This window comes from Marinobacter sp. (assembly GCF_041687235.1).
GTDB lineage: Bacteria > Pseudomonadota > Gammaproteobacteria > Pseudomonadales > Oleiphilaceae > Marinobacter.
Window position 1 is genome coordinate 1 of sequence record NZ_JAWLCH010000004.1, and the last position, 16,218, is coordinate 16,218.

Here is a 16,218-nt window from a genome sequence, read left to right on the forward strand (position 1 = left end):
AATCATGGTGACTACCGGCGTTATCGGAAGGTTTAACTAGCGCTTTGGGGCAGGGCTTCCGGGAATGTCGCTGGCCATGGATGGCCAGCGCCAAGCGCAAATGGGTGAGGCGGAGCGTTTATGAAGCGAAGCTTCATGCGACAGACGAACGACAGCAATCTGTGATTGCTGGCTGGACCCCGAAGGGGTGCTCGTAGCGTTTCCCGGAAGCCCTGCCCCGAAGCGCGCAAACTCCAAAACCCTCAGGCTGCGAGAACAGAACCGAAGTCAGAGGTCCGCCAAACTCCCACGCGCAATCTCCGTAATCTGAGCCCAGTCTTTGGCCGCCACCACATCCGCAGGGGTCAACCAGGTGCCACCAACGGCCTGGACGTTGCCCAGGGCCAGGTAATCTGCCGCGGTGTTGCGGCGGATGCCCCCTGTGGGGCAGAAGGTGACGTCCGGGAACGGCCCGTTGAAGGCTTTTAGGGCCTCGATGCCGCCGGCGACTTCGGCGGGGAAGAATTTGAATTCGCGGTAGCCGAGATTGTAGCCGACCATCAGTTCAGAGATGGTGGCAATGCCCGGCAATAGCGGGGCTTCGGAGGTCACGCCGAATTCCAGGATGGCTTCGGTCACGCCCGGGGTGATAACAAACTGGGCGCCCGCGGCTTCCACCTGACGGTACTGGGCAATGCTGGTGACAGTGCCCGCACCCACCCAGGCATCCGGGATGGCTTTGCGGACTTGTTCGATGGCTTTGAGGCCATGCTCGGTGCGCAGGGTGATTTCCAGGACGGTGATACCGCCATCAACCAGCGCCTGGCAAAGTGGCACGGCGTCTTCGAGATCTTGAATAGCGATGACAGGCACCAGGGGTGAGGATTGCAGTACGGCCCTGACGCGCTCGCGATGGTAGTCGGATAGTTGGTTCATGATCTTCTCCAAAACAAAGGTCGGGCGTTTCAGGGGCTCCAGAACACCTGGAGGCCAGGCTTCAGGAACGCTCTGATGGGCATCTCGAGCACCTTTTCCGGTTCGGACATGGCCCGCTCGAGCGTCTGCAGCTTGTCCTCGCCCTTCAGATGCAAGGCGGTGAAGCGGGCATCTCTCAGGGGTGGCCAGGTCAGGGTGATGCGTTTCTGGGGTTGCGACGCGGGCGTGGCGGCGGCAACGATTTCCTGACACTCAGGATCCATGGCGCCCTCCAGCTCCAGTGCGTCCGGGAACAGCGACGCCGTGTGGCCGTCGTTACCCATGCCCAGAATCAGCACGTCGATAGGCAGGGCCAGATCCGCCAGCTCGGCCTTCACCCGCTCCAGGCCCTCGGCAGGCGTGGCGCCGGGCTGTTTGAGGGACAGGAATCGGGCCGAGGCAGCTTTGTTCTGCAGCAGATGCTCGCGAACCAGGCGGGTATTGCTGGCGTCGTCGGTTTCATCCACCCAACGTTCATCCGCCAGCAGCACATCTACCCTGCCCCATTCCAGATCCTTGCCGGAAAGCGCCTTGAAAAATGGCAGCGGCGTGGAGCCGCCGGATACCACCAGGCTCGCCCTGGGCGCCTCTCTAAGGCGGGCATTCAGGAACCCGGCGACCGCATCCGCAAGATTCAGGGCCACTTCCTCCGGCGTTTCACCTGAACGGTCGTTAACTCCCTCGGGCAAGCGAAGATCAGACATCTTCATACCAGCTCCTTCCGTCCCGGGTAATCATGGCAATGGAGGCAACCGGCCCCCAGGTTCCAGCGGCATACCGCTTGGGCGGCTCACCACTGTCTTTCCAGTTCCGGATAACCTGGTCTACCCAGCGCCAGGCGTATTCCACCTCGTCGCGGCGGACAAACAGGTACTGGTTGCCCTTCATCACCTCCCACAGCAGGCGCTCGTAAGCGTCGGGAATACGATCAGTGGCAAACGTCTCCGAAAACGTCAGCTCCAGCGGGCCCTGGCGAAGGCGCATGCCCTTGTCCAGACCCTGGTCCTTGGTGAGGATCTTGAGGGCCATACCTTCATCCGGCTGAAGGCGGATAATCAGCTTGTTGTTAGCCAGGTGCTTCTGGTCCGGATCAAAGATGTAGTGCGGCGCCGGCTTGAAGTGAATGATAATCTGCGACAGCTTTTCGGGCAGGCGCTTGCCGGTGCGGATGTAAAACGGAACACCGGACCAGCGCCAGTTGTCGATCTCGGCCTTCAGTGCAACAAAGGTTTCGGTGGCACTGCCCTTGTTCGCCCCCTCTTCTTCGAGGTAACCGGGCACCGGTTTGCCGTTGCTGGTGCCGGCGGTGTACTGGCCACGCACAACGTAGCTGTCCATCATATCCGGCGTTATCTGCTTCAGCGCCTTGAGTACTTTTACCTTTTCATCGCGAATGCTGTCCGCGGACAAATCCGAAGGCGGATCCATGGCAATCAGGCACAGCAGCTGCAACAAGTGGTTCTGGATCATATCGCGGATCTGGCCAGCCTTGTCGAAGTAACCCCAGCGCCCTTCGATGCCGACACTCTCCGCCACCGTAATCTCGACATGGGAGATGTGATTCTGGTCCCACTGGGAGGCAAACAGATTGTTGGCGAATCGCAGCGCGATCAGGTTCTGGACGGTTTCCTTGCCCAGGTAGTGATCAATCCGGAACAGCTGGTTCTCGTTGTAGACCTCACCAAGCTCATCGTTGATCACCTTCGACGACTCCAGGTCGTGACCGATCGGTTTCTCTACCACCACCCGCGTCTTCTCGGTACAGCAACTGGCGGCCCGAAGATTGCGGGCGATGACGCCATACATGGCTGGCGGAGTTGCCATATAGACAATAAGCTGGTTATTGGCGTCATCACGCCACTCGTTGAGCACATCGAATGCGTCGGGTTCATTAAAATCCAGAATCTGGTAATCAACCCGCTGAAGAAAGGACTTGGCCAGTTCGGCATCGAACTCTTCCGGCTTTACATGCTGCTTCAGCTTGTCAAACAACTGCTGGCGCACGGTCTCGGTATCGGCCTCTGTACGAGCAATGGCCAGCACCCGGCTACCGTCGGCCAGGAGGTTGGCGCGCTCCAGCTGGTACAGGGCCGGAAACAGTTTTCGCTGGGCAAGGTCACCCAACGCTCCGAATAGCATCAGGTCACAACGGGTATTGATCTGGTTGACCATTGGTTCCTTCTCTCTGGTGGGCAGTCCGTCGCAAAAACTCCACGACAGGACTCAATGTAGTAATTTTAAACAAATAATGACATCCAAAAATCGATTTTCCAAGAAAAAACTGCATTTCGTGATACTTTTACTACCCCAAAACCGGTAAAAAAGCGGTATAATCACCGCGTTTTCAAGACAACGACCGCCCATGATTCAGGGAGTACCATTGATGGCCGCGAACCAGGCGCACCGTGACGACAATCTGCTTGAGGACATCCAGTCCAGGCTGGAGACCCTTAACAAATCCGAGCGGAAAGTGGCCGAAGCCATTCTCCGTGATCCAAGCGCGGCCACTCGTTACAGCATAGCTGCCCTGGCCAGAGCCGCTGACGTCAGCGAGCCGACGGTTAACCGTTTCTGCAGGGGCTTTTCGGCCACAGGCTTCCCGGATTTCAAGATCCGACTGGCCCAGAGCATTGCCACCGGCACCCCCTATATCGGCCAGAACGTGGAGCCGGACGACACCGTCGCCGAATTTGCCGACAAGATCATGCTCAGCACCATTGCCAGCCTGGACAAGGCACGGCAAGCGCTGGATCCGAAAGCCCTGGCCACGGCCATCGATTACCTGATCCAGGCCAAGCAGATCAATTTCTTTGGTATGGGAGGCTCTGCTGCTGTGGCTATGGATGCCCAGCACAAGTTTTTCCGCTTCAATATACCGGTCATGTCCTACGACGATGCCTTGATGCAGCGTATGGTTGCAGCCGGTGCCAACGTGGGTGATGTCATCGTGCTCATCTCCTATACCGGCCGCACCCGGGAAACCGTGGATATCGCGCAACTGGCGCGCGCCAACGGTGCTACCGTCATTGGCATCACCAATCCCGACTCCCCGCTGGCAGAAAGCTGCACGGTGGTGCTTGGCGTCACAGCGCCGGAGGACACCGAGGTGTATATGCCAATGTCCTCACGCATCATTCACCTGAGCGTTATCGACATTCTGGCAACCGGCGTAACCCTGAAACGCGGCGCGGACTTCCTCGGCCATCTCAAAAAGATCAAGGAAAGCCTCAAGCCCACCCGCTTCCCGCCGAACTGAGAACCACTTCAGGAAAAATAGCAAAACGAATAACAGAGGGGCTCATCCTCCTACGCCCCTCCTCCCCCTGAAAACTCACCCCCCAAATTCTTCGGGGCGGATGATGTACTAACCCCTACGTTACAACACTATGAAATCCGGTTTCCCAATGTCTGATTGGCAGAAGCTGCAATCGCGGGAACCGGAAGCCTGATCCGGCCATTGCCGACCTGAGTTCGCAAACCGGAGATTCCGCTTCCCTGACATTCAAAAAATGACAAAAAGCACAGGACACAGATGATGCAAAACAAAAAGCGCTTTACTGCAAACAAGCTTCCCCTGGCTGCAGCAATCACCGCTGCAGTGCTGGCAACGCCGGCCGTTGCCGTTGACTTCCACGGCTATGCCCGGGCAGGCGTGTCCACCAACATCGGCAGCGGTGGCGAACAAACCTGTTTTGGCAGCGGCTCCACTGGCCACTACGTTGGTCGGCTGGCCGATGAGTGCGACACCTATTCTGAGCTATCTCTTGGCGACGAACTGTTCAGTCAGGACGGCAAAACCTTCCGGTTTGATTCCATGCTGGCTTACAGCGCCAACCGTCAGGGTAACGACTATCAGGCCCTGAACGGTTTCAACAACATCAACAGTGTAGACTTCGGCAATCAGGAAACGACGTCGAACAGTTCTGATCCCTACGGGGGTGGCGATATCGCCCTTCGCCAGCTCTATGTTTCCGCCAATAACGTTATCGAATCACTGCCCGGTTCCACCCTCTGGGCCGGCAAGCGATTCTATAAGCGGAAAGATATCCATCAGCTGGATCTGTTCTATGTCAGCAATGCCGGCTACGGCGCCGGTATTGAGAACATCACCGCCGGTCCGGGCCAACTCTCTCTGGCCTATACCAATTCCGATACCAGCGACGGTGACAACTTTGTTCAGAACAACAAGGTCGACGTTCGCTACTCCTTCCCCCTGGCGGGCGGTAATAACCTGGAGCTGATCGGTATCTATGCCATGGCCGACCTGACCGACGCCCAGGAGGACGCTGGTGTTAATGATGAGAATGGCTATTTCTTCACTGCTGAATTCTCTTCCGGCGTCATGGGCGGTTTCAACAAGTTTGCGGTTCAGTACGGTGCCGATTCCATGGGCTTTGCCCTGGCGGAGAATGCCAGCGGTGGCCGGGTGGACAATGGCAACGTAGCCGGCTATTTCGAATCGAGCTGGCGCGTGCTCAACCACGGTGTGATCAAGCTTGGCAAAGGTTGGGATCTCGGCCACTCCGTTGTCTACGAGCAGGCCGAGTCTCATGACCCGTCCGCCAAAGACGGCGAACGCCTGAGCATTGTTGCCCGCCCGATCTACAACTGGTCGCCAGTCATGAGCACCGCAATCGAAGTGGGCTACAGCGACACCGACCGTCCCTGGTTCACCGAATCCCAGGACCTCGGTAAATTCGCGATCGCCCAGCAGTGGCAAGCAGGCCCCGGATACTGGGCGCGCCCGGTTATCCGTGCCTACGCCGCAACTTTCTTTGGTGATGAAGCTGAAGGAGCGCGCGGTGGCGAAGGTGTCGATGGAGATATCCAGATCGGCGCCCAGATCGAAGCCTGGTGGTAAGGCTCTAAAACCCACACTCTCGTTGGACCTCCTCTGGGCCGGCTTTTGCTGGCCCCTTTTTTTGCCTGCTGAACCGCTTCTACTACCCCAGCACCATTCCATCTACGCCCCGAAAAATTGCCCGCCGAAGGATGTTCTTCCGGCTTTATCACGCAACTATGAAACTGACCCAGAAGGGTTCAAAGCCAAACAAAAACAATGGAAAAGGGGATTTCCCATGCCTGAGCAAAAACTGGTTGCAGGCAGCCTGGCACTGGCGTTTTCGCTGGCGCTGGCCGGCTGCAATTCCGGAAGCGACAGCCCTGCGCCGGACGACGGCACCGGTGGTGGCGGCGGCCAGACCGACACACTGCTGGAGCCGGGTGAGAACGAAGCACTGCTCTATTACAAACGACCTGATGAAAATTACAGCGGCTGGGGTCTGCACCTCTGGAACAACCCCGCAGATGGCTGCGACGGCCTTGCAGAGGGGGTTCCAACAGAATGGAGCAGTCCCCGGTTGCCCGATGGTGTTAGCGACACTTACGGAGCCTGGTACCTGATCCCGATGCGTGAAGCCGGAGAGTGCATGAACTTCATCCTGCACAAGGGCGACGAAAAAGATCTGGGCGGCCTTGACCACCGCTGGCATTTCGGCGCCCTTGGCGACCGCATCTTTACCCTCAGCGGAAGCCAGGAATTGTCACAAAATCCGATTGAGGCAGAGGCCGTCACCATCGCCGGAGCGAAGGCTCACTGGCTTGATGAAACCACGGTTGTGATCAAGGACGCAGGTAGCCTGGCCCGGGTTGAACTACGGCACGACCAGAATGCGCAGATTAATGTTACCGAAAGCGAAACGCTCGACGGGGGACAGCCCCTGGCACTCTCAGCGACTTCCCTTGCTCCTGCCCTTGCGGAAAAATTCCCGCACCTGAGTGCCTGGCCGGCCTTCGAGGTCCGGGCAGACACCGCTGATATCAAAGCGGCGCTGAAAGGACAGCTGGTCGCGGCCGGCTTCAACAGCAATGACGATCTGGTCATGGCGACCGGAGTGCAGATTCCCGGCGTTCTGGACGACCTGCTCAGCTACGATGGAAAGCTGGGCGCTGTGATCAACGGAACAGACGTGGACTTCGCGGTCTGGGCACCAACAGCACAGTCTCTGCGCCTCCACGCTTTCGACGATTCGGGCAACCTGCTCCCGGGCTATCCGGTCAGCATGACAGAAACCGATGGTGTCTGGACCCATAGCGGAAGCTTTGCGGAACTGGATCAGCAGTTCTACCAATATGAAGTGACTGTCTACCATCCGAGAACGGGGGCCATCGAAACCACCATGGTTTCCGATCCCTATGCGCTTAGCCTCTCAACCAATGGCCAGTATGCACAGGTTGTGGATCTTGAGAGCAACCACAAGCCGGCAGGCTGGGATTCTTTGTCAACGCCGGCCATGCTGGCTCCGGAGGACGTGGTTGTCTATGAGACCCACATTCGTGATTTCAGCGCCACCGATGAAACCCTGGCTCCGGCACTGAGGGGCAAATACCGTGCATTCACCGCGCCGGCAGACGGTAGCGTCAACAGTGTCGCACACCTGAAATCCCTGGCCGATGCCGGTGTCACTCACCTGCACTTGCTGCCCGCGTTCGACATTGCCACCGTCAACGAGGACCCCGCCGAGGTGGTCGACATCAATGATGACTTCGGTCGTCTTTGCGATCTGTCCGACGAGGCTGCCAGTGCCTATCAGGCCCACTGCGCCAGTGGCAAAACCATTCGTCAGGTGCTGGGTGAATTTGATCCGCTGACCGGCGACGCCCAGGCTCTGTACAACACCTTCCGGGACCTGGACAGCTTCAACTGGGGGTACGACCCGGTCCACTTCACCGTTCCGGAGGGCAGCTATGCCTCCGATACAGACGGCACCCAGCGTATTCTGGAGTTTCGGGAAATGGTGCAGGCGGCGACAGCACTTGGCCTGAACGTAGTCATGGATGTGGTCTACAACCACACCAACTCATCCGGGATTGCCGAGAATTCCGTCCTGGACAAGCTGGTCCCGGGTTATTACCACCGCCGGAATCCGGAGACCGGAGCGGTTGAGCAATCCACCTGCTGCGAGAATACCGCCAGCGAACACGCCATGATGGAAAAGCTCATGGTGGACTCACTGGTGACCTGGGCCGAGCAGTACAAGATCTCCGGTTTCCGCTTCGACCTCATGGGCCACCATATGCTGAGCAATATGGAAAAAGCATTGGCGGCCGTACAGACAGTTGATCCGGACACCTACTTCTATGGTGAAGCCTGGAACTTTGGAGAAGTGGCCAATAATGCCCGGGGGCGCAATGCCATCCAGGCCAATATGGCAGGCACCGGCATTGGCTCTTTCAACGACCGACTCCGGGATGCTGTCCGGGGCGGAGGGCCCTTTGACGGCGGTGACGCCATCCGCGCCAACCAGGGTTTCGGTAACGGTCTTTTCACCTTCCCGAATGATCGCAACAGCGGCAGCGAAGATGAAAAGAATCGACTGCTGCAGGTCAGTGACTGGGTGCGTATCGGCATTGCCGGCAGTCTGAAGGATTACACCTTTGAAGCTGCCAATGACGAGATCCTCAGCGGCGCCGAAATCGACTACAACGGGCAGAGTGCCGGCTACACCGACGATCCCCAGGAAATCATCAACTATGTGTCGAAACACGACAACCAGACCCTGTGGGACAACAACCAGTACAAGGCTGATTTCGCCGCAACCACGCAGGAGCGGGCGCAAATGCAGGTAGTCAGCCTGGCCGTACCGATCCTCAGCCAGGGAATTCCCTTCCTGCATATGGGCTCGGAACTGCTGCGTTCGAAGTCCATGGAACGGGACAGCTATGACTCCGGCGACTGGTACAACGAAGTGGACTTCAGCTACCAGGGCTCTGCCTGGAACCGGGGGCTGCCCAGACAGGACAAGGATGGCTCGAACTGGGATCTGATCACCGAAGTCATTCAATCCGCAGGCGCGAATGCCGAGCCGACACCCGGGGCGATTGCCTACACCAGTGAACAGATCCGGAAGCTTCTGTCAGTGCGCAGGGACAGCCCGCTGTTCCGACTGCAGACGGCCGAAGATATCCAGAACCGCCTTCGCTTCCTGAATACCGGCTCCGGACAGATTCCCGGGATGATCGCCTTCAGCCTGCTGGATGATCAAAGTGCCGGGCTGGCAGATCTGGACGCAGCCAATGACGAGCTTGTTGTCGTTATCAACGCTAGCAACACCCCGCAAACCCTCAGCACGACGCTGACGGGCACCTTTGCCGTTAAAGCGGACACGCCGCCAACCGGCAATGCCAGCGCAGCAGGCGGCGATTTCTCCGTACCCGCCCTGTCCGTTGCCGTCTTTGCCCGCTGATGGGCGAAACCATAGACAACCACTCAGCCACCGGGCCTTCCGGTGGCTTCTACAAAAAGAAGGAGAACACCATGAACATGAAACTCAGCACCCTCGCACTGGTCTCCGCTCTGGCCGTCACGGGCTGCGCCTCGACCGGTGGCGAGCGGGACTACAGCGACTCACTTTATCTCAGGGGCCAGTTTGCCTGGTGGGACGCGCTGCCGGAATACAAAGTGAAAAAAATCGACAGCGGACTATACCGCACCGAGGTGGAACTGAAGGCAGATGGTCAGCCCTATGAATTCAAGTTTGGCGATGCCAACTGGAGCAGCGGCACCAATTGTGGTTATCTTTCAGAGAAAGAAGACAAGGAGGTAGAACTGGAAAAACCGGTAAACGCCAACTGTTCGGCAGTGTTCGAAAACTTCCGTTTCACACCACCTGAAACGGCGGTGTACGGCTTTTACTTTGACACATCCGGGGAAGTGCCACAGGTCTATATCAAAAAGGCTGACTAACAGAAAAGCCCGGGCACAAGGCACCGGGCTTTTAAGCTGGTACGGGGCGCCAGAGGGCGCCCTCTTTTTTTCGTGAAGCTTACGGGCGCTCGACTTCCGCCCGGTTCCTCAGGAACTGCTGGTAAGCGGCATACTCCCGCTGGCCCTCGAGCGAAGCCAGGAACTCACGAAGCTGGTTCAGTTCAGTACTCTCTTCGGCAACTTCGCCGTCGGCAACCTCATCGAGTGCGATCACAGAGGCAGAGTCTGCTGTAACCGCTTTACCAAAGCGCGTTTCGCCCTCGCCCGGACGCGCCAGGGAGAACACCTGCTGGAGAATGGCAGGCCCCGCCTCGGAGGCATTCCGGGCAAGTCCCTCATAACTTTGCCACTCACCGACACCTTCCGGGGCCTCGCCAGCCTCAAGCCCGGCGATAATGGTATCCGCCCTTTCAGCAAGTGCTTCCCGGATCCTGCGCTGCTCCAACGTGGCACGGATGTCATCACGGACTTCATCCAGAGGCAGCTGTTCAGCCTGATGATACTCACGGACCCTGGCGACAACCGATACGCTGTCTCCAACGTCGATCAGCTCGGTGTTATAGCCGGCCTCCAGGACATCTTCTGAAAACAGCTGCCGAACCAGACCGGCATGATCAAACGGGGCCTGGCCACCATCGCGGGTAATGTCGGTGGCCTCGCGCACCTCAAGCCCCAGCTCTTCCGCCGGTCCGGCCAGATCATCGGCTGCATAGGCAGAGTCGGCGAGCTCGGCACGAACTTCCGCAAAGCGCTCCCTGGCCTGTTCACGCGCAAGCTCGCGACGGAGCTGCCCTTCCATTTCGGCCAGAGACGGAACGTCCGATTCCCGCACATCGTCCAGGCGAATCAGATGAACCCCGAACGACGTACGAACCGGCTCGGAGATGTCGCCTTCCTCCAGACCAAACAATGCCTCTTCGAAGGCCTCAGCGTAAATACCACGACCGGCATAACCCAGATCGCCACCTTCCTCGGCGGAAACGGTATCGATGGAATACTCCCGGGCCAGATCGGCGAACGACTCACCAGCTGACAAACGCTCCTGGATTGTCTCCATGGTCTCGTCTGCGTCACTACCCTCTTCGATCAGGATGTGAGACGCGCGACGCTCTTCGCTGGCCAGATCTGCCGCCCGGCGTTCGTAATAGTCCTGCAGCTCCGCATCGTCCACTTCAATGCTCTCGGCGAGGGCTCCAAGCGACAGCGTGATGTAGGCGGCATCGACACGTTCTGACTGCTGGAACGCGTCTGAGTTCTCCTCGTAGAATGCCTCGACATCGGCGTCCGTTACGGTAACGGCATCCGCTACTGAGCTGGCGGGGATGTCCAGTACCCGGAAGCTTCGGGTCTGGTTCTGGATCTGCAGAAGCTGGGTGGCGTTTTCATCGGCCACCAGACCGCTCTCGATAATACCGGCGCGTATCTGATTGACCACATACTGCTTACGCATGGTTTCGCGGAATTCGCCAACGCCCATACCCATGTTGCGCACGGTGGAGACGAAACGGTCCCGATTGAACTGACCATCGACCTGGAACTGCGGCATCTGGGTAATCAATGAATCGATATCGGCATCATTAAGCTCCAGGCCCTGGGCATTGGCGTCCTGAATCAGAACTTCTTCCTGGATCAGGGAATCGAGAACCTCTTTCCGGATCTGATCTTCGTCGAGCATGGAGGGATCCGGGTTGTCCATCCTGGACAGCCGGCGCTGGCTCTCCATCTGAACCACGCGGAGAAACTCCCGCTCAGTAATATCCTCGCCATTGACCGTTGCCACTTCAGGCTCGCCGGAGAATCCGCCAACAATGGCGTCCATTCCCCAGATGGATAGCGACACAATCAAAAGACCAATGATGATCTTGGCAATCGTGCCCTGGGCATTGTTCCGAATATCTTGAAGCATGTTTCTCCCGGATCCCTGTTCAAGGTCGTGCAGTGTTATTCGTTTCAGCGCGCTGGTACAGGCGGACTTAACGTAAAAAGGCGCACCCGGTTCGGAATGCGCCTTGAATTCTTCGTGGGTGGCTCCCTGTGACAGGAGCCACCGGAGAAAGAACCGTTACTTAACGGCGTCTTTCAGGGCCTTGCCTGCTTTGAACCCAGGCACTTTGGAGGCCGGAATCTTGATCTCGGCACCAGTCTGCGGGTTACGACCGGTACGAGCAGCACGCTCTTTAACTGAGAAGGTACCAAAACCGATCAGAGTTACCTGATCGCCTTTTTTAAGGGCACCGGTGATGGAGTTGGTCATTGCGTCCAGAGCACGGCCAGCGGCGGCTTTGGAGATATCTGCGGACTCTGCAATTGCATCGATAAGTTCGGACTTGTTCACACTAAACCCCTTCGATTTCAGGTTGAAGATGTTATAGGTTGGTTTGTTTTTTCTCGGACGTTCTCGACTATCGCATAAGCGGTCGGAGAATTCCATTCTTCAGTTTTCTTATTCCTTTCGGCTTTATACCGGCATTCGGAATAGGCACTTACTGCGCGGGAGCCCTTGGTATTGGCTGCTTCACGGCGAAACAGTTATACCAACGGGCTCTCAGGCATGTCAACAACTCATCAAGGCTTTAATGTGTATTTATGCGTTCTGACGTGTCACCTTCCTCATCACGCGGCTTGCCGGATCCGGTTTCCGGGGAAGAATCCTCGGTCCGAGGCTCGGGCGGATAAGCCAGCGCAATATCCAGCACTTCGTCAATCCATTTCACCGGGCGAATCTCCAGCGATTCCTTGATGTTGTCCGGTATCTCCTTGAGATCCCTGACATTCTCATCCGGGATAACCACCGTCTTGATGCCACCGCGATGCGCTGCCAGAAGCTTTTCTTTCAAGCCGCCGATGGCCAGCACACGCCCGCGCAGAGTAATCTCACCAGTCATGGCAACGTCGGCACGGACGGGAATCTTGGTCAGTGAAGAAACCAGCGCCGTGCACATGCCGATACCGGCACTCGGACCGTCTTTCGGTGTTGCACCCTCCGGTACATGGACGTGCAGATCGTGTTTCTCGTGGAAATCATCCGCAATACCCAGACCGGGTGCGCGGCTGCGTACCACGGTCAAGGCCGTCTGAATGGACTCCTGCATAACGTCGCCCAGAGAGCCGGTCTTGACCACGCGGCCCTTGCCTGGTGTGAGCGCGCATTCAATATGCAGCAACTCGCCGCCAACCTGGGTCCACGCCAGACCGGTCACTTGACCAATCTCGTTCTTTTCCTCGGCCAGGCCGTACTTGAACTTCTTGACTCCCGAGTAGTCCTCAAGCATTTCCTTCGTGAGAGTCACAGACGCCTTCTCGCCACTCTCTACGTGGTCGCGTACCACCTTACGGCAGATCTTTGCGATCTCGCGCTCCAGACCACGCACACCGGCTTCACGGGTGTAGTAGCGGATCAGGTCCCGGAGGGTGTCCTCTGGCAGCTTCAATTCATCCTTGCGCAAACCGTTTGCCTTGATCTGCTTGGGCAACAGATACCGCAGGGCAATGTTGACCTTCTCGTCCTCGGTATAACCTGGGATCCGGATGATTTCCATCCGATCCAGCAGGGCCGGCGGAATGTCCATGGAGTTGGAGGTGCACACGAACATCACATCGGATAGATCGTAATCCACTTCCAGATAGTGATCGTTGAACGTGTGATTCTGCTCCGGATCCAGAACCTCAAGCAGGGCTGAGGCGGGGTCACCGCGGTGATCCATGCCCATCTTGTCGATTTCATCGAACAGGAACAGAGGGTTTTTCACGCCTACCTTGGACAGCTTCTGCAGAAGCTTACCCGGCAGCGCACCGATGTAGGTTTTGCGGTGGCCACGAATCTCGGCTTCATCACGCACGCCGCCGAGAGCCATGCGGGTGTACTTCCGGTTGGTGGCACGGGCAATGGACTGCCCCAGCGACGTCTTGCCAACACCGGGAGGACCAACCAGACACAGTACAGGGCCTTTCACCTTCTTCACACGACTCTGGACAGCCAGATACTCCAGAATGCGCTTCTTCACCTCATCCAGGCCGTAGTGGTCCCTGTCGAGGATTTCACGGGCTTTCTCGATGTCATGGCGCACCCGGCTGCGCTTTTTCCATGGCACGGCCAGCATCCAGTCGATGTAGCCACGCACAACGGTCGCCTCGGCAGACATCGGCGACATCATCTTGAGCTTGTTCAGTTCCGTTTCGGTCTTCTTGCGGGCTTCTTCAGGCAGTCCGGCTTCCTCCAGCTTCTGTTCAAGCTCCTCGAAGTCGTTGTTGCCTTCGCCCAGGTTACCCATTTCCTTCTGGATAGCCTTCATCTGTTCGTTCAGGTAATACTCGCGCTGGCTACGCTCCATCTGCTTCTTCACGCGACCACGAATGCGCTTCTCGACCTCAATCAGGTCGATCTCGCCATCGAGCTTGCCCAGCAGCAGGTCCACGCGCTTGCGGATATCCAGCGCCTCAAGGAGCTCCTGCTTTTCGGGAATACGCATTTCCAGGTGAGCGGCCATGGTGTCGGCGAGGCGCTCCAGCTCCTCAATGCCAGTCAGGGCATTGGAGACTTCGGAGGGTACCTTCTTGGACAGCTTTACGTACTTCTCGAACTCGTCCATGAGCGTCTTCACGAGCACATCCTGCTCACGCTCGGGCAGGCCTTCCTCATCCATAAGGACCGCACCACCTGACAGATATTCGCCCTCGGTGATATCGCTGATCGTGGCACGGGCGTTGCCTTCCACGAGGACCTTGACGGTGCCGTCGGGCAGACGGAGCATCTGCAGCACCGTCGCCAGGGTGCCCATCTCGAACACATCCTTGGGACCGGGCTCATCGGTGGAAGCGTCTTTCTGGGCAACCAGGAGGATTTCCTTGCTTCCTTCCATTGCGGCTTCCAGAGCCTGAATGGATTTTTCTCGGCCCACGAACAACGGGACCACCATGTGCGGGAACACCACTACGTCACGCAGCGGAAGCAGCGGGTACTCTTGCACGGCATTCTCGGGTATACGGGTCATTGGGAATCCTCTGACGGTATTTTCTTCAGCATATCACCCTTCATTGGGGCGCCCGCAAAAATTGCAATATTTTTACCAAACGAAACAGGGCAGGAATATCGGGATACAAAACGCGAAAAGGGGCGTCGCCGCCCCTTTTCAATTCAACCGCTGAGCCACGCTCAATCCTCGGGCACAGCCTTGGCGTGATCACTGCTCGCATAGATCTTGAAGGGCTCGGAATCCCCGCTGATTACGCTCTCATCGATCACAACCTTGGTGACGTCATGCTCAGAGGGAATCTGGTACATGGTGTCCAGCAGCGTGGCTTCCATGATAGAGCGCAAACCCCGGGCGCCGGTCTTGCGCTCCATGGCCTTCCGGGCAACGGCCCGCAACGCATCTTCACGGAAATCAAGCTCAACCCCTTCCATATCAAACAGCTTCTGATACTGCTTGGTGAGGGAGTTCTTGGGCTCGGTCAGAATCTGCACCAGCGCTTCCTCATCCAGTTCGTTCAGTGTTGCCACCACCGGCAAACGGCCAACGAACTCAGGAATCAGACCGTATTTAACCAGATCTTCGGTCTCCACGTCCTTGATGACATCGCCGGTGTTCTTGGCATCGTCCTGACTGGCCACAGAGGCAGAAAAACCAATACTGTTTTTCTCGGTACGCTCACGAATCACCTTGTCGAGCCCGGCAAACGCGCCACCGCAGATGAACAGCATGTTCCCGGTATCCACCTGCAGAAACTCCTGCTGTGGATGCTTGCGGCCACCCTGGGGCGGAACCGAGGCAACGGTACCTTCTATCAGCTTCAGCAGCGCCTGCTGAACACCCTCGCCCGAAACGTCGCGGGTGATCGAAGGGTTGTCAGACTTGCGAGAAATCTTGTCGATCTCATCGATATAGACGATGCCCCGTTGGGCCTTATCGACATCGTAGTCGCATTTCTGCAGCAGCTTCTGAATGATGTTTTCAACATCCTCGCCCACGTAACCGGCTTCGGTCAGCGTGGTGGCATCAGCAATGGTAAAGGGCACGTTCAGCATCCGCGCCAGGGTCTCAGCCAGCAGGGTTTTGCCGCTACCGGTCGGGCCAATCAGCAGGATATTGCTTTTGCCCAACTCGACATCACCTTTACCTTCACCATAACGAAGGCGTTTGTAATGGTTGTAGACAGCGACCGACAAGACCACCTTGGCGCGATCCTGGCCAATAACGTATTCATCAAGGGTAATACGAATTTCGGCCGGAGTCGGAAGGCGATCACTCGGCTCTTCCTGCTCACTCTCCTGGATTTCCTCCCGGATGATGTCATTGCACAGGTCTACGCACTCGTCGCAGATGAACACCGAGGGCCCTGCAATGAGCTTTCGGACTTCATGCTGGCTCTTTCCACAAAACGAGCAGTAGAGCAACTTGCCGTTATCGTCGCCTCTGCCGTTTCTTTCATCTGCCATTGAAATACCTCTGATCTCGTTTTGCCGGCGCCACAGCCTGATACGCCGGCCAAGTATGATG

Annotated in this window: 11 protein-coding genes; 4 read left to right on the plus strand and 7 right to left on the minus strand. The window is 57.4% G+C overall.

The window, feature by feature from the left end:
* Nucleotides 1-267: 267 nt before the first annotated feature.
* From ACESMK_RS07195 to zwf, 3 genes are read right to left on the minus strand one after another with little or no spacing between them, the layout of a single operon-like run.
* A complete protein-coding gene (locus ACESMK_RS07195) occupies nucleotides 268-915 on the minus strand; it encodes a bifunctional 4-hydroxy-2-oxoglutarate aldolase/2-dehydro-3-deoxy-phosphogluconate aldolase (RefSeq protein ID WP_372996724.1) in 648 nt (215 codons plus the stop codon).
* Nucleotides 916-944: 29 nt separating this feature from the next.
* Nucleotides 945-1,658, minus strand: coding sequence for a 6-phosphogluconolactonase (gene pgl, locus ACESMK_RS07200; RefSeq protein ID WP_372997202.1), 714 nt, complete (start codon nucleotides 1,656-1,658; stop codon nucleotides 945-947).
* Nucleotides 1,651-3,126 (minus strand): glucose-6-phosphate dehydrogenase, encoded by a 1,476-nt coding sequence (zwf, locus tag ACESMK_RS07205; RefSeq protein ID WP_372996726.1) that lies wholly within the window; start codon nucleotides 3,124-3,126, stop codon nucleotides 1,651-1,653. Before zwf ends, pgl begins: the two co-directional genes overlap by 8 nt.
* A 211-nt stretch (nucleotides 3,127-3,337) precedes the next feature.
* Here zwf and ACESMK_RS07210 point away from each other — a divergent pair, with 211 nt between their 5' ends.
* From ACESMK_RS07210 to ACESMK_RS07225, 4 genes are all read left to right on the plus strand, one after another.
* Nucleotides 3,338-4,210: a MurR/RpiR family transcriptional regulator gene (locus tag ACESMK_RS07210; RefSeq protein WP_064228920.1), complete on the plus strand. Its 873-nt coding sequence runs from the start codon at nucleotides 3,338-3,340 to the stop codon at nucleotides 4,208-4,210.
* Between the two features lie 276 nt (nucleotides 4,211-4,486).
* Nucleotides 4,487-5,815: a carbohydrate porin gene (locus ACESMK_RS07215; protein ID WP_372996728.1), complete on the plus strand. Its 1,329-nt coding sequence runs from the start codon at nucleotides 4,487-4,489 to the stop codon at nucleotides 5,813-5,815.
* 217 nt (nucleotides 5,816-6,032) lie between these two features.
* Nucleotides 6,033-9,200, plus strand: coding sequence for a pullulanase-type alpha-1,6-glucosidase (gene pulA, locus ACESMK_RS07220; RefSeq protein WP_372996730.1), 3,168 nt, complete (start codon nucleotides 6,033-6,035; stop codon nucleotides 9,198-9,200).
* A 71-nt stretch (nucleotides 9,201-9,271) separates the two neighbouring features.
* Nucleotides 9,272-9,700, plus strand: a complete 429-nt coding sequence (locus tag ACESMK_RS07225) for a hypothetical protein (protein WP_372996732.1) — start codon at nucleotides 9,272-9,274, stop codon at nucleotides 9,698-9,700.
* A 79-nt stretch (nucleotides 9,701-9,779) separates the two neighbouring features.
* On the opposite strand, the gene ACESMK_RS07230 is transcribed toward ACESMK_RS07225, so the two are convergent.
* From ACESMK_RS07230 to clpX, 4 genes are all read right to left on the minus strand, one after another.
* Complete coding sequence (locus tag ACESMK_RS07230) at nucleotides 9,780-11,627, minus strand: SurA N-terminal domain-containing protein (protein WP_372996734.1); 1,848 nt, start codon at nucleotides 11,625-11,627, stop codon at nucleotides 9,780-9,782.
* A gap of 156 nt (nucleotides 11,628-11,783) precedes the next feature.
* On the minus strand, nucleotides 11,784-12,056 hold the full coding sequence (locus tag ACESMK_RS07235; protein WP_008174603.1) for an HU family DNA-binding protein: 273 nt from the start codon (nucleotides 12,054-12,056) through the stop codon (nucleotides 11,784-11,786).
* Nucleotides 12,057-12,294: 238 nt separating this feature from the next.
* The gene (gene lon, locus ACESMK_RS07240) at nucleotides 12,295-14,712 is read right to left on the minus strand and encodes an endopeptidase La (protein WP_372996736.1); all 2,418 of its coding nucleotides are present in this window, start codon (nucleotides 14,710-14,712) and stop codon (nucleotides 12,295-12,297) included.
* 161 nt (nucleotides 14,713-14,873) lie between these two features.
* Complete coding sequence (gene clpX, locus ACESMK_RS07245; protein ID WP_372996738.1) at nucleotides 14,874-16,157, minus strand: ATP-dependent Clp protease ATP-binding subunit ClpX; 1,284 nt, start codon at nucleotides 16,155-16,157, stop codon at nucleotides 14,874-14,876.
* Nucleotides 16,158-16,218: the final 61 nt, after the last annotated feature.

Coding starts and splice junctions, on each gene's coding strand:
- pgl (WP_372997202.1), bottom strand. CDS start 1,658: ATGTCTGATCTTCGCTTGCCCGAGGGAGTTAACGACCGTTCAGGTGAA.
- lon (WP_372996736.1), bottom strand. CDS start 14,712: ATGACCCGTATACCCGAGAATGCCGTGCAAGAGTACCCGCTGCTTCCG.
- pulA (WP_372996730.1), top strand. CDS start 6,033: ATGCCTGAGCAAAAACTGGTTGCAGGCAGCCTGGCACTGGCGTTTTCG.
- ACESMK_RS07195 (WP_372996724.1), bottom strand. CDS start 915: ATGAACCAACTATCCGACTACCATCGCGAGCGCGTCAGGGCCGTACTG.
- ACESMK_RS07225 (WP_372996732.1), top strand. CDS start 9,272: ATGAACATGAAACTCAGCACCCTCGCACTGGTCTCCGCTCTGGCCGTC.
- ACESMK_RS07215 (WP_372996728.1), top strand. CDS start 4,487: ATGATGCAAAACAAAAAGCGCTTTACTGCAAACAAGCTTCCCCTGGCT.
- clpX (WP_372996738.1), bottom strand. CDS start 16,157: ATGGCAGATGAAAGAAACGGCAGAGGCGACGATAACGGCAAGTTGCTC.
- zwf (WP_372996726.1), bottom strand. CDS start 3,126: ATGGTCAACCAGATCAATACCCGTTGTGACCTGATGCTATTCGGAGCG.
- ACESMK_RS07210 (WP_064228920.1), top strand. CDS start 3,338: ATGGCCGCGAACCAGGCGCACCGTGACGACAATCTGCTTGAGGACATC.
- ACESMK_RS07230 (WP_372996734.1), bottom strand. CDS start 11,627: ATGCTTCAAGATATTCGGAACAATGCCCAGGGCACGATTGCCAAGATC.